The organism is Enterobacter cloacae complex sp. 2024EL-00711 (genome assembly GCF_047529885.1).
Classification (GTDB): domain Bacteria; phylum Pseudomonadota; class Gammaproteobacteria; order Enterobacterales; family Enterobacteriaceae; genus Enterobacter; species Enterobacter ludwigii.
The window spans coordinates 522,521-535,410 of sequence record NZ_JBLIZC010000001.1 but is presented as its reverse complement, the minus strand read 5'-3'; the positions used below and the strand labels follow the sequence as shown (position 1 = coordinate 535,410).

17 protein-coding genes and 2 pseudogenes are annotated in these 12,890 nt (G+C 45.7%); 17 read left to right on the top strand and 2 right to left on the bottom strand.

Translation table 11 applies throughout. The annotated features are described in order from the left end of the window. Positions 1-33: 33 nt before the first annotated feature. The 11 genes and pseudogenes from ACMVME_RS02610 to ACMVME_RS02560 all read left to right on the top strand — a co-directional run bounded on the left by ACMVME_RS02610 (position 34) and on the right by ACMVME_RS02560 (position 7,704). Positions 34-951, top strand: a complete 918-nt coding sequence (locus tag ACMVME_RS02610) for a replication protein (protein ID WP_414743376.1) — start codon at positions 34-36, stop codon at positions 949-951. Next, entirely contained in the window at positions 948-1,622 is a 675-nt protein-coding gene (locus tag ACMVME_RS02605; RefSeq protein ID WP_414743375.1) for a replication protein P, read from the top strand. The genes ACMVME_RS02610 and ACMVME_RS02605 overlap by 4 nt, the downstream gene beginning before the upstream one ends. A gap of 415 nt (positions 1,623-2,037) precedes the next feature. Further along, the gene (locus tag ACMVME_RS02600; protein WP_414743374.1) at positions 2,038-3,483 is read left to right on the top strand and encodes an AAA family ATPase; all 1,446 of its coding nucleotides are present in this window, start codon (positions 2,038-2,040) and stop codon (positions 3,481-3,483) included. Further along, positions 3,473-4,402, top strand: coding sequence for a hypothetical protein (locus tag ACMVME_RS02595; RefSeq protein WP_267214925.1), 930 nt, complete (start codon positions 3,473-3,475; stop codon positions 4,400-4,402). The genes ACMVME_RS02600 and ACMVME_RS02595 overlap by 11 nt, the downstream gene beginning before the upstream one ends. A gap of 629 nt (positions 4,403-5,031) precedes the next feature. Beyond that, a pseudogene (locus ACMVME_RS02590) lies at positions 5,032-5,481 on the top strand (replication protein P); the annotation flags it as partial. Between the two features lie 11 nt (positions 5,482-5,492). After that, positions 5,493-6,179 carry a DUF1627 domain-containing protein gene (locus ACMVME_RS02585; RefSeq protein ID WP_414743373.1) on the top strand — a complete coding sequence of 229 codons (687 nt, stop codon included), beginning with the start codon at positions 5,493-5,495 and terminating at the stop codon, positions 6,177-6,179. Positions 6,180-6,182: 3 nt separating this feature from the next. Next, a complete protein-coding gene (locus ACMVME_RS02580) occupies positions 6,183-6,512 on the top strand; it encodes a DUF977 family protein (RefSeq protein WP_414743372.1) in 330 nt (109 codons plus the stop codon). Positions 6,513-6,559: 47 nt separating this feature from the next. After that, a complete protein-coding gene (locus ACMVME_RS02575) occupies positions 6,560-6,817 on the top strand; it encodes a hypothetical protein (protein ID WP_414743371.1) in 258 nt (85 codons plus the stop codon). Positions 6,818-6,861: 44 nt separating this feature from the next. Next, entirely contained in the window at positions 6,862-7,191 is a 330-nt protein-coding gene (locus ACMVME_RS02570; RefSeq protein ID WP_414743370.1) for a hypothetical protein, read from the top strand. After that, entirely contained in the window at positions 7,184-7,435 is a 252-nt protein-coding gene (locus tag ACMVME_RS02565; protein WP_232960429.1) for a hypothetical protein, read from the top strand. The genes ACMVME_RS02570 and ACMVME_RS02565 overlap by 8 nt, the downstream gene beginning before the upstream one ends. Continuing rightward, positions 7,435-7,704, top strand: a pseudogene (locus tag ACMVME_RS02560) (hypothetical protein). The gene ACMVME_RS02565 and the pseudogene ACMVME_RS02560 overlap by 1 nt, the downstream one beginning before the upstream one ends. Before the next feature lie 42 nt (positions 7,705-7,746). On the opposite strand, the gene ACMVME_RS02555 reads toward ACMVME_RS02560, so the two are convergent. Next, the gene (locus ACMVME_RS02555; RefSeq protein WP_414743369.1) at positions 7,747-8,724 is read right to left on the bottom strand and encodes a Kiwa anti-phage protein KwaB-like domain-containing protein; all 978 of its coding nucleotides are present in this window, start codon (positions 8,722-8,724) and stop codon (positions 7,747-7,749) included. A gap of 11 nt (positions 8,725-8,735) precedes the next feature. Then, positions 8,736-9,332: an anti-phage protein KwaA gene (gene kwaA, locus ACMVME_RS02550; RefSeq protein ID WP_232960425.1), complete on the bottom strand. Its 597-nt coding sequence runs from the start codon at positions 9,330-9,332 to the stop codon at positions 8,736-8,738. 589 nt (positions 9,333-9,921) lie between these two features. Between kwaA and ACMVME_RS02545 the strand changes: the two genes are divergently transcribed. The 6 genes from ACMVME_RS02545 (at position 9,922) to ACMVME_RS02520 (ending at position 12,538) form a co-directional block, all read left to right on the top strand. Further along, complete coding sequence (locus ACMVME_RS02545; protein ID WP_414743368.1) at positions 9,922-10,146, top strand: DinI-like family protein; 225 nt, start codon at positions 9,922-9,924, stop codon at positions 10,144-10,146. 106 nt (positions 10,147-10,252) lie between these two features. Then, entirely contained in the window at positions 10,253-10,495 is a 243-nt protein-coding gene (locus ACMVME_RS02540) for a hypothetical protein (RefSeq protein WP_224065701.1), read from the top strand. Positions 10,496-10,534: 39 nt separating this feature from the next. Next, positions 10,535-11,137: a DUF1367 family protein gene (locus tag ACMVME_RS02535; protein WP_414743367.1), complete on the top strand. Its 603-nt coding sequence runs from the start codon at positions 10,535-10,537 to the stop codon at positions 11,135-11,137. Further along, positions 11,137-11,343, top strand: coding sequence for a hypothetical protein (locus ACMVME_RS02530; protein WP_414743366.1), 207 nt, complete (start codon positions 11,137-11,139; stop codon positions 11,341-11,343). The genes ACMVME_RS02535 and ACMVME_RS02530 overlap by 1 nt, the downstream gene beginning before the upstream one ends. Before the next feature lie 2 nt (positions 11,344-11,345). After that, on the top strand, positions 11,346-11,708 hold the full coding sequence (rusA, locus tag ACMVME_RS02525; protein ID WP_414743402.1) for a crossover junction endodeoxyribonuclease RusA: 363 nt from the start codon (positions 11,346-11,348) through the stop codon (positions 11,706-11,708). After that, on the top strand, positions 11,705-12,538 hold the full coding sequence (locus tag ACMVME_RS02520) for an antitermination protein (RefSeq protein WP_414743365.1): 834 nt from the start codon (positions 11,705-11,707) through the stop codon (positions 12,536-12,538). The genes rusA and ACMVME_RS02520 overlap by 4 nt, the downstream gene beginning before the upstream one ends. Positions 12,539-12,890 lie beyond the last annotated feature (352 nt).

Here is a 12,890-nt window from a genome sequence, read left to right as displayed (position 1 = left end):
GTGCAAAAACGGAGTGTAATTGCGGAGCTAAGTATGTCAAACACAGCTGAAATTATCAATTTCCCCCACAGAACCGAACAACCGGGAGGTCGTATGGCCGACCTGTCGAACGGGTATACCAAGGTCGCTAACGAGATCCAACAGCTCAAGCCTCGTCTGAGAATGTCAGGCCGGGAGTGGCAGTGTTTTGAGGCGGTGATCTGGCTTACCTACGGCTGGAACAAGAAGCAGGACCGCGTTACGAACACGGTGATCGCCGAGCTTACAGGGTTGAGTGACTCGCATGTTTCTGATGCGCTCAAATCGCTCGCAGAACGCAAAATTATCTTCAATCAAAAGCAGGGCGTGATGAAAATGGTCGGTATAAATACTGACCTTTCTGCCTGGATTTTAGACAAACCGAAAACGGGAAAAGTCTTCCCGAAATCGGGAAAAGTGTTACCGAAAACGGGAAAAACCTTCCCGGAAACGGTAGACACCCAAGACTATAACAAGAACAATATTAAAATATCCTCGTCTCGGAATTCTGACGAATCCCGAAACCAGAAAACTCAAAAATTTCTCTCACGCCATCCAGAAGCTGCCGATGGGATATATACCCCGGCAGGTAAATCATGGGGATCCGCTGACGACCTCAAGGCCGCCCGCTGGATTTACGACAGGCTTCTCACTGTCAACGCATCGCTATCCGAACCCAACTGGGCTGAATGGGCAAACACCATCAGACTGATGCGTGTCCAGGACAATCGTACTCACTACGAAATCTGTGATTTGTTCCAGTGGGCTAACCGGGACGAGTTCTGGAAAGACAACATCCTGAGCCCCTCAAGACTGCGAAAGCAGTGGGATCAACTCACCACGAAGCGGCTGCGTGCAACCGGAACGGCAAAGCCATCCCGGGGCGGCATCGACCTGCATAACACCGACTGGATTGACGGGGTGCTGGAATGAAAAACCTAGCCGAGAGCATTTGCAATTTTGACCGGGAGCAGGCTCGCCGTGTGGCGCACACCATGCCTGAGCAGTACACCGAACGCGAGCAAACACAGCAGGTGGCGCAGATCATCAACGGCCTGTTTGTGCAGCTGGCCGCCGCGTTCCCTGCAAGCCTGGTTAATCGCAGCCAGGAAGACGTGAACGAGATCCGCCGCCAGTGGGTGCTGGCGTTCAAAGAAAACGGGATTACCACTCTGGAGCAGGTTGAAGCGGGCATGCGCATGGTACGGCGCCAGGAGCGCCCATTCCTGCCTTCGCCAGGCCAGTTCATCAAGTGGTGCAGGGAAGGGCGCTCCGTGCTGGGGATCACCACCGCTGACGTGATGGCTGAATACTGGAAGTGGCGCAAGCTAGTGTTCCGGTACCCGAGCAGCGAGCAGTATCCCTGGCCTAAGCCGGTTTACTACCACATTTGCCTCGAACTGCGGCGCCGCGGAACGGATGGTCAGCTGAGCCACAAAGAGTTGGAGCATGAGGCTGGAGATATTATTGCTATCTGGGAAAAGCGCGTAATGGCTGGGAAACCGATCCCACCCGTACGGCGCGCGTTAGCAGCACCAGTGACGCCAAAAGGGCCTACGCCTGCTGAATTGCTTAAAGCAAAATATGAGCGCATGAAAGCATGAGGGGAGGGTAAGCGATGCTTTGGCGGTATAATTGCAAAGTGGAAATGATAATCGCCCAGATCATCGAATTAGTGACCGCTTTGAGCTAATTAGACTAGGGATGTTGTGGTGGGTGAGGGTGACCATTTTGCATGTGTGAGGATTGACACAGGAAAAATTTTAACACTGATTTAAAGGTTCAGACTATCTGCATATTGAGTATGCCAAAGGACATAGTGCGTGTTTATAGCATATAATTGGCAAATTATATTGGCTAACTGATATTTTAGATTTTCTTAGTTAAATACTATGGATGTCTCATGCATGAATTAAAATTTAAAAACGATTTTTTGGATGTGTAAGTCTATGGGATTGACGGTGATTAACGACTCGATTACTATATAACTCAAAATTAAACAGCATTAAGGATATCGCGATGTCAAAAATCATGGCAGTGAGAATTGATGAGCAGCTTATACAGCTCATACCACATAAAGCGGAGCTTTATGGCCCACTATTCGAAATAGATAGTATCAGTTTATTATTGGGGACAAACGGCTCGGGTAAAACAAGGATGCTGCATTCACTGGCAAATGCTGTTGTTTCATCTCAAGATGATTCTTTTCAATTTTATTTTCAAGGCACGCCAAATGGTAACTATGAACCCACTGCGCCTTATAATAATGAACTTTGTGCAATTTACTATACAGCGTTGCCTTATAAAAGAAAGCTTACTAAAAGAAAAGGTGTAATTGATGCATCTCCTAATACCAGAAAATCTACTGATATAAATAGTCTTCAAAAGTATGGTGTTATTTCTGAGGCATTAGGAGTTAACACCGAACTAGTAGCGGTTTTGAGGTATTCCAAAAAGGTTTTTAGAACTATCCTTATTCCTGCAATTAGATCTCATGGCAGGGTAAACTCTGATAAATTGAAGGAGCTTACATACAAATACGAGGATTTATCAAGGAATTCTCAAGATAATGATTATCTAATAATAGACCAAAAAAGAGAAGTTTCTTTAAATAATATTGAGGTTGTATTAGAGAGTTTAATCCGTAAACGGTATGGAAGATATTCAACACTACTGCATCTTGCTTCCCTAGAGTATATCCATGGCAAGTTAGGGGGAGGGGTTTCAAGATCTGTTGCGTTAGATTTTCTTAGCCATTTAGGGATTATTGATGATGATTCAAATTTTTCTGCTTTAGACGAATTAAAAAGAGTAGTTTATCTTTCAGATAATTTTATCTCTGAATGCTGTGAGTCTATAAACTATGAAGCTGATGATCACTCTATTAAATTCAGAATTAACAACATAAATTTTCCAAATAAGATAAATAATCTTGATACTTCGATTCAGATTGAATGGTCTAATCAAAGCTCAGGTATTCAAGCATTAGTGGAACAGTTTTCTTTAATCGAAAAATCAATAAAACAAGCCGTCGATAAGAATTATAAATCTATTTTGTTATTAATCGATGAAGGGGATGCATACTTGCATTTAGACTGGCAGAGAAAATATATATCTATGCTTAATAAATTCTTGGGAGGGGTCAAATCAAGTTGTGATTTAAATAATTTGCAACTTATCATAGCTACTCACTCACCGCTGCTGGCTGCCGATATTCCGGGGGATTTTGTCACAAGCCTTGATTCGAATGAGTTTTCAAATACATTTGCTGCACCACTTGATGAAGTAATAGCAACCGCCTTCTCTTCCAATTCTATTGGTGAATTTGCGGCCACCAACATTAATAAAATATATAAGCGAGCCTTAAATGGGAATGCTACTAAATATGACCTAAATTTGATTGATTCTATTGGGGATGTTGCCGTAAAAAAAGCCCTCAAAAGGAGTCTCGGTAATGGTAATTAACATTTCAGATGTTTGGGAAAATGCCTGCACTCAACACTATGATTATTTAAACTCACTAATCGACCGAGGTATAGGCAGTTTAGGAAACTCATTTTTAGATGTGGTCATCAAGGATTTCATTCAAACAAATAGAAGTGTAATAGTTGAGGGGACGCCTTCAGATTTAGCTGGTTGTATATTAGATTATGAAAAAAGATTTGGAAGAGATATTCTACATTTTTGTGTTTTGCAAAAGTTAACCAAAATTTTTGATTATGCAAGCTTTTCAGCGAAATCAGATAAATCATGGACAGCTTATGAGCTTTGTGAACTGGCAAAATATAACATATGTTGTTATTGTCATATGGTGAGCACTGAAACTAGCCTACCAGATAAACATAGCAAAGGTTATAGACCTCCTATTGATCATTATTATACAAAATCAGATTATCCGTTTCTTGCGTTGACCTTGTCAAACTTCATTCCGTGTTGCGAAAAATGCAATGGAAGCCAAATGAAACACTCCATTGATTTTGCGAAGGTTCCTCATCTGAATCCACTTGTTGATATCGAGTCAATCGAATTTGAGCTCCGCCCTGCTGAAGTTGATGAAGAACTAGTAGCACTTGCACTTTCATTGCAACTACGTCCGGAAAATTATTTGTTATCTGTTGATGCGAAACATAACTTTAGCTTATCCAATATGTCAATTTCAACTTTTCAATTAAAAAATCGTTATAAACATTATGCTTCCCAGGCATTTTATCTGGCTAGGAAAATAAAAAGTTTTGTTGCTCGTAAATCTACTTATGCAAGTGAACTTGAATTTAATATCGAGTTGGCTGATCTTTTGGAATTCGAGCCGGAAGAATACAAAAATATTCAATATGGTAAGGCAAGATTATGTATTGCAAAACAGTATGGTGCAATTGTAGATTAGTTTGCAAAAAAAATATCACTTGAATTGATTGTGGTTTTGATTGTTGTTATATGGTGTTGTGCTTCGCAATCAGTAAATAGCTGGTTGCGTTTGTTTCATTTTTTAAAAAATAAAGTCAATATGCTTTTTTAATTCTTCGATAATGTGAATGCTATAGCTACTTTAACTTAAACTAGATGTCTGCTCTATATGTGTCAATGATAAATTAATATCCATTGTGGTAAGTTACCACTATTTTTCCTACTTGCCCCCCAAGGAATGGTAAAGGTAAGTTCTCATGGGGTTATATACTAGTCGATGGTGCAGTAAGTGTATTAGAGTGTGAGCTACTGACTCGTTTATGCAAAGATTCTTATCTTTATACGCTGACTATCAAGCGCTATCAACGATGCACTTACCGTTTTTGTAGGTGATAAAAATTAGTTGAAGATACCCTTCAGGAAACGCGGTAGGGCGCCGACGAGTGGTTTTATTGATCGCGTGAATTTTATAGGGGTAGTTTCGAAGCGTCTCGTTGTTAGCGTTTTTTTAACTGCTCCCGATAACGATTAACTGCGTCAATATGTCGCTCTGGGGGAAATAGTGAGTAGTTCCGATATCCTGCAATCCAAAACCCGGCTCGGCGATGTACGACCATGGAGCGGGTTGATGCCGGTATGCGCATGGTGCGCCGTCAGGAGCGTCCATTCCTGCCGTCGCCTGGCCAGTTCATCAAGTGGTGCAGGGAACGGCGATGCGTGCTGGGGATCACCACTTCTGACGTCATGGCTGAATACTGGAAGTGGCGTAAGCTGTTGTTCCGGTACCCGAGCAGTGAGCAGTATCACTGGCCGAAGCCGGTTCTCTATCACATTTGCATTGAGCTTCGCCGCCAGAGTACCGATCGCCAGATGACAGAAAAGGAGCTGCACCAGGCGGCCGCAAAATGTCTCGCAGACTGGGAGAAACGTGTCTCTGAAGGTAAACCCATTCCACCAGTTCGCCGCGCGATCGCCGCACCCGCTAAAGCAAGCGGACCTACGCCAGCAGAAATGCTGAAGGCTCAATACGAACAACGCAAAAGCGCTGGGTTTATTTAATAGGAGTTCCCATGGAAACCTTAATTCAAGTTCTGGAAAAAATGGGCCGGGCGACATACCGCGAAGTGGCAGCCCGTCTTGAAATCGACCCGGTTGATGCGCTCACCATGTTACGTGAGCAGCGTGACCAGGGGTTATGCGATTTTGGCGATGGTGGCTGGTTTATTGGTACCGTGACAGGTCAGCCTCAGCAGTCAACGCCAAAGGCTCCTATGAATCCGGCCCCGCGTCTGAAAGGTGAGGAGCCGGAACCCGTTGATCCTGATGTCGTCCGACAGCAGCTGCGTGAGCATGGGGCAATGACGACAGTGTCGCTGGCTGCGGCCGCCAATCGCAATGCCCGCGGGATGGTCTCTGTACTTCGCGCGCTGGAGCGTCAGGACGTCGTGGTGAAGAACGGGAAGGGCAAAGCCGTTACCTGGTCCCTTGCTGTTGTGACAGAACCCGTTAAGCAAGAACCGGTACCGGAGGCACCAGCCGCGCCGGAAGAAGCAAAACCGGTTGAACTGATTGTGAGTGAAATCCCCTCGTTCACCGAAGGGCGCGCCACAGTCGAAGCGGTACCAGCTGTGCGGGACATTTCTCGCGAAATCCGCCGCACCAGAAACAAGCTGGAGCAACTGACCAAACTGCGTGACGCGGTTCGTGTTATTGGTCGCCACAGAAATCTCGTGCAACAGCTGACAGGGAGGGAATAACCGATGGCCAGAACGAAAACCGACAAAGAACGCGCCCTGATCATCAACCGGATTATCGAACTGGCGAAGGAGCAGGGGCGCATCACCACAAATGACGTCGTTGCGATGTTCGGCCTGCACCGGACCACGGCGGAGAAATATCTCCACGTAGCAGTGGAACAGGGTGGCCCGGTTCGCCACGGGCGCTGCGGAGTTTTCCGTGACCAGCGGGCAACAATCGACTTTGACCTGAAACGTTTTTCACATAGCAAGGTGGCTGCAGGAAAAACATCGCCAAACGTCCTTACCGCGCTGACGGCGGCGATATCGGAACCTGTCGCCTCAAAGAAATAGCGGACAACCCATACGGTGACGAAGAGAAATGCTGGCTGGCAAAGCGCTTGCTGGCGCTGCTGGCTGAGCTGGAAGCTGAGCATGAGCAGCGCGTTATGGCTTTGATGGGACTTACTATGCAGCACACCCGGGCTAATGATGCTGAGGGTCGAATTACTGTGCTGGAGGCGCGGGAGGTGAAATTGCCTGAACGCTACGAAGTTGAAATGTGTCTCACGCCGTCCCCGGATGGGGAGTGGTATTCACGCGAGGATGTGTTGGCGGCCTTGAAAACGGCTGGCATCCACATCCGCAGGGAGGACTAACCCATGAGCATCATTTCCAAAGAGTCATTCGTGGCATTCAGTCTGTGCATATTGATATGGCTATCGCTGGTATGCATCGTTTGCTGGCATTGCTCGAAGCTGAGCCTGTGGCGTGGCGATCGCTTTATTACGAAAATCACGGACTTCTGACAGGATCAAAAAATGTCTTGGCATCCTGGCAAAAGCAAGGCTGGTTATGCGAGCCGTTATTCACAGTACCGCCAGCGCCGGTAGTTGATCAAGACCTTCTTCATATGGCAGCGGCTGCGGTTGAAGACCTGCTCAGTCACAAAGACAGGTCTGGTTCCGGGGTATGGGCTGACATTTCTTTTAAGTTGCGCCGCGCCGCCCAAAATGAGCGGCAGAATGCCTGACTATGAAGTCGGCGTTATGACGCAGCGTGAGTTCTTCCAGGCAGGGTGGGAAGCGCATCACTCCGCAATGCTTCGCGCTGGCGCTCCGGTGCAGTTTGGATGGTCCAAAGGTCATTTCGGCTACCACACACTTATCAACGCAATCGGTAAGGCAGTGAACATTCAGGGGGGCGCGCTATCAATTTCGGTGAGTGCGTTCGAAGATGCAATGCTCGCAGCCGCACCGCAGCAGGAGGCGAAATAGTGGATCCATTGCTCAAATATGCCTGCTGTCGTGTAGCTGAACTTGAAAGCCTGCTGCTGGTGGACATATCAGAAACCGTATGGCTTGCCTAGGTCGGTATGGTCTACAGCCAGATTGAAAACGCCGGGAACCTACCGGCGCACCATCAGCGCCGCCAGCAGCATCACATCAATCGGATGTGGCGCCAGAAAATGTTTGAAAGCGACACGTTTCTCGCGGCGAGTGAATCCGACCCGATTGTATCTGCATACTACTGGGGAAAGTGTTGATGTCAATAAAACCTAGGAATTAAATAACTATTTTGAAATACATTATGCCGCTGAGTCTTTTCCGACCGCAAGAAAAGGCTCTTGGTTTAATGCTGTGAAAGATGCCTCATTATTTAGCAGGCGAATGAAATATAATTTCTGCTTTTGAGAGGATAATTCTATCAATCCAGATTGATTGATTATTATATTCCTCCCAAGAATCGGGAAGTTTTGAATTAATGTCTGAATGTTGGCTATATTAATAGTTCCATTCTGTATTAGTGGGCTGTTGGCTGTGGTGGCAAGTCTGCGCATGAAGTTTCTATTTCGATGCATATCATTGAAAATGTCAGCAGGGTTCGGATGGTTTGATACGTCCAGGATGTTCAGCGCGATTATATAAGGGGTTGCATTTGCCGCTAAATTGTTTATGACCTGTTCAAGGCCATATGCTCTTTCAAGTAAGTTAATATTTAGTGCATAATACTTGTTGTTAAAGTAAAAGAAATCCACATTCCCATTTATGTCAATGCTATCATGGGTGACCTCATCAAGGGTTCTACCATTCGCAGAAAAATATGACAATTTTGTTTTTTTATGTAGTGCGATTGGATATTTGTGTTGGTAAACAACAACTCCGTTACCTTGACCATCACAAAGATAATAAATTATTCCTTTAACGGTTGATAGGTTTTGCTGAGCAAAGTCAAAGTCAGTGGGTGCATTATTAACTCCAAAGGTAAGCACGTCCGCCATCTTTGCTAGAGCAGGTGGCAGATGGTTTATTACTTGGTGATCATATTCATGCACCTGCTTATCTCGACTTAGCAGAGAAGAAACTAACGGCAAGGCGTTCTGTCCAGTGTTTGGGTCAATAACATCACGCTTAAGTGATAGACTGAAAGACTGTGTTAATTTCTGTTCTGCACCTGGTTCTAGAGATACTCTGAAAATATCTACTTGCCCTTGGTGTTCTGTAACAAAATAAGCCTCACCTGAGAGTTGGGCTGAATTTAATATATTATCTATTGCTGTGAACATTTCACCCTCGATTATTGAGTAATTTTAGCAAGACATGTGTTGTTATCTAGTCTGATATATTTTATTCTGCTGTTGTTATCAACTTCGCCATGGCAAATGATTACAAACTCTTTGGTTCCTCTGTCATTTATATTAGCTTTGAAAATTCTAAATCCAAGCAATGCTAACGATGGATTAGAATAAAAACGATTTGTTTTTACATAAATCATTCCTATTGCTACTATCATGATCAAAAGATTCAGCATAGTCCTCTTACTGTTCACATCAGTAAATACCAAAGGCATAACATAGGTGGTTAAAAATTCAAGGTGCTCATGGCTTTCATTTCTAACATCAGAAACCGTGCACGCTACTGACCAACCAGAGTTAAAGGAAAATAATAAATATAGAAAGATTAAAACACCTGCTACAATCATTGCAAAGCTGGAAATAAAAACTATATTTTTAGGTGTGATGCTTGAAAGCAATGTTCCAGTATCTCTGCTGCCCAGATATGTTGATATATTTACAAAAAGATTCTTGTCATATGACATTATAAAAAGTGATACAAATAATAGCCATAGTGACAATATATATAATGCATACTTTAAACCTGTTCTTTTTTTCATGGCTTCATCTCTCGGGTTAATATACATCTTAGCATCGCTAAAGTTGTACTTTTCGTGTAGTTACACACATCGAACAACTCATTGGCAATAAACAGATACGTAAAGAGATGGAATGGGTTTGCTGCAAGATTGTTTCTGGCACGCTACCGCCACAGACGCATATCAATGAGTCTGATGGTGGTTGAAATACAAGGTTAGCTTGATGATTTTACAACCTTTCAGATGTTAAAATCCAGCCCCAAAGCCCTTTACCACTCTCCAATTGATACTGGTTTAATATACAGTATTTCCTTGGGGGTTTAAACTCATACTTAGCTTACCTTACAGAAGCTCGTGGGTAGCGTGCATTGCTGTAATACGTGTAGTCGGAAAATAAGAAGATAGTGATGTGACACATTGCGGAAAGTTAAATTTTACAGGAATCACTCTTCCACCTGAGAGCCCTATGCGCGCGGCTTCTCCTTCTAAAAGCTGAAATTTTGGATGATAAACAATGGGCTAGCTTTACCAAAAAGTGCTCTTAAGAAGTTGACCATTTCCCCATGCAGGTATACTGTATAAAAAAACAGTGCATGCAAAGGAGGCCACCATGAAAGTTGAGCTAACCATTGATCGCATGAAGAAACTTCCTGATGGAGGTATACCTGCGCTCGAGTCAGAACTGCTCAAAAGACTCAACAAGCAGTTTGATGATTACCAGCTTACGATTAAGCGTGCCAGTAATGATGGTTTGACTGTTTTTGGGGGCGACAAGAAAGAGGTTGAGCATATCGTGCAGGAGACCAGGGAAAGCGCGGACGAATGGTTTTATTAATCGTGTAAATTTCACTGGAGCAGTTTTGAAGAGTATCGCTGTTTGCGTTCCCCTGGCTGTTCCCGATTACTGTTTACCGCGTCAATAAGTCGCTCTGGGGGAAATAGTGTGTAGTGCAGATGCCTTTAATGCAGATGATCAATGGTACGACGTGGTCAGAAGGGCCGATAAAGCAGTTATCTATAGCTTCCCGGCGGAAGGGAGATATCTGGTTTATCGAGTAAATGGAATAGTTTCATTACGACCGTTACTCGAAGAGGAAGAAATCTTCACTCTCAACGGGTTCATGCAATTTGCAAAACGGCTGGGGTACCGAGTTACACCACCGTCTGATATTATTCTTTCGTAGGCCTGAACAACCTATACCTGATGCGCCACGGAGAGAACCATGGCGCTAGAATTACAACTTATCAAACACCATTCAGGAATACTGATCCCGGCCACGCCCGAGACCAGCGATATCCTGCAATCCAAAACCCGGCTCGGCGATGTTCTTGTTGCCGAGTTCAGGCGGGTACGAAACCCGGCATTTCATCGGCGCTTTTTCGCGCTTCTCAATCTCGGTTTTGAATACTGGGAACCAACTGGCGGGGCTATCTCGAGTAACGAGCGGAAGCTTATTACCGGCTACGCCAGGTTCCTGGCTTCGTATGGCGGGAATGAGGGCGCGCTGATCGATGCTGCTGAGCAATATCTTGAGCAGGTTGCTTACCGGCGAGTCACGAATGGTATTAGCCTGTGCAAATCCTTCGATGCTTACCGCTCATGGGTAATCGTCGAGGCAGGGCATTTTGATGCCATTCAGCTACCAGACGGCACACTCAAAAAGCATCCTCGTAGCATTTCATTCGCCAACATGGACGAAATCGAGTTTCAGCAGCTCTATAAAGCTGCGCTCGATGTCCTCTGGCGCTGGGTTTTGTCCCGTTCATTCCGCAGTCGTGATGAGGTAGAAAATGTCGCCGCACAGCTGCTTGGCTTTGCGGGGTGATGGGGATGAAGAAGACCTGGTTCCACCACACCGATTGCAGCACCGAACAGGCCGACGAACTGGTTAAGCGTTACAAAGCGCGCGGCATCCGTGTTGAGCGTAGCCTTAACCAGGATTACGTGACATGGACTGTCAGTGCATTCTTGCCGACCTCAAATTCACCAGCGCGCCCGGACAGCCGCTGGCGAAACCGGATGTGGGGATGAGCGTGAACACATATCAAATCACTTTGCCCTGGCCGCCGAGCAATAACCGGTATTACCGGCACAACCGCGGGCGTACGCACATTAGCGCTGATGGCGTAGCGTACCGCTATGTGGTCGCCAGTGTCATTCGAAGCGCGCGGCTTAATATCCGGACGGCCGCACCACTCAAAATCCGAATTGAATGTCACATGCCCGACCGCAGGCGCCGCGATCTGGATAATCTGCAGAAAGCTGCATTCGACGCTTTAACCAAGGCGGGATTCTGGCTGGATGACTGCCAGGTTGTCGACTATCGCGTTGTGAAAAGGCCTGTTGTTAAGGGCGGGAAATTAGAACTCACCATCACTGAGCTGGAGACCGCATGAATCTTGAAAACACCCTTAAATATCACTTCGCCAAATCGACAATGATTAGCGACTCTTCCCGGACTACGGCATCAGATGCATTAACCGGAACGGATATTATGGCTGCGATGGGCATGACGCAGGAACGGGCCGCCATGGGCTACAGTGCTTTTCTTGGGAAGATGGGCATTAGCAACAATGACCGGGAGAGGGCGATCGAACTACTGGCCCAGTACGCGTTGACTAAGTGCGAGCGGGTTGCGGCATTACGGAAGCTTGATGCAGAAATTAAACCACTGGTGATGCATCAGCTGGCCACCTTCGCGTTCGAGGACTATTCCCGTAGCGCCGCAAGCGTGAAGCAGTGCGATGACTGCAATGGGAAAGGATTCATTGACGCTGAGGTATTCAGCATGAAGTCTCACACTCCAGCAAGAGAGAAGAAGTTCGTGAAGATGTCTTTGCACATGTGCGTCGAAGATATTCGTCCTTCCGATTATGAGGTGCACAGGCAGGTCAGGGAGGTTGCACGCGTTCTCTGCCCTCAGTGTAAGGGCAAGAAGGTCGTTAGTTGTGCCTGTAATGACTGTCAAGGACGCGGGAAAGCCATTAATCAGGCTCTTACAAAACAGAAGGGCGTTCCGGTTCTGGCTGATTGCAAACGCTGCAGTGGTCGTGGATATGAACGAATCCCATCGACCGAGGCATACGCCGCGGTATGTCAGATAACGGATGCAATCAGCCTCGATACCTGGAAGAAGTCTGTAAAACCCTTCTACGATCAGCTCATCACCAAGTTTGACATCGAAGAGGCTTGGGCTGATGCGCAGTTGAAGCAAATAACAAAATAGGGCGTTATTCTATCGCGAGCTATTTACTTTTCCCGAATCTGTGATAATTTTGTTCTAACGATGGGTTTTTGCCTTCGTTTAAAGCCCTGCGGTAACCCCGTGGGGCTTTTACTTTTTGGCGGTGTATGAATTATTGAAGAGTTAACGCTGTAACTGAAGCCTCGCCACATTTAGTATCCATGGAAGAAGTAGCGAATCTTCAGGCCGATACACTTCACCACAGGCCAGACATAATGTCGGATTAAATATAGGACAGGTGGAACAACCAATGTCGCACCAGTTGCGCAGCCTGCGTATACCGCTGAGTCCTTTGCGATTAATGAATAATTTAGGTTTAGTGTTTCAAGATTAA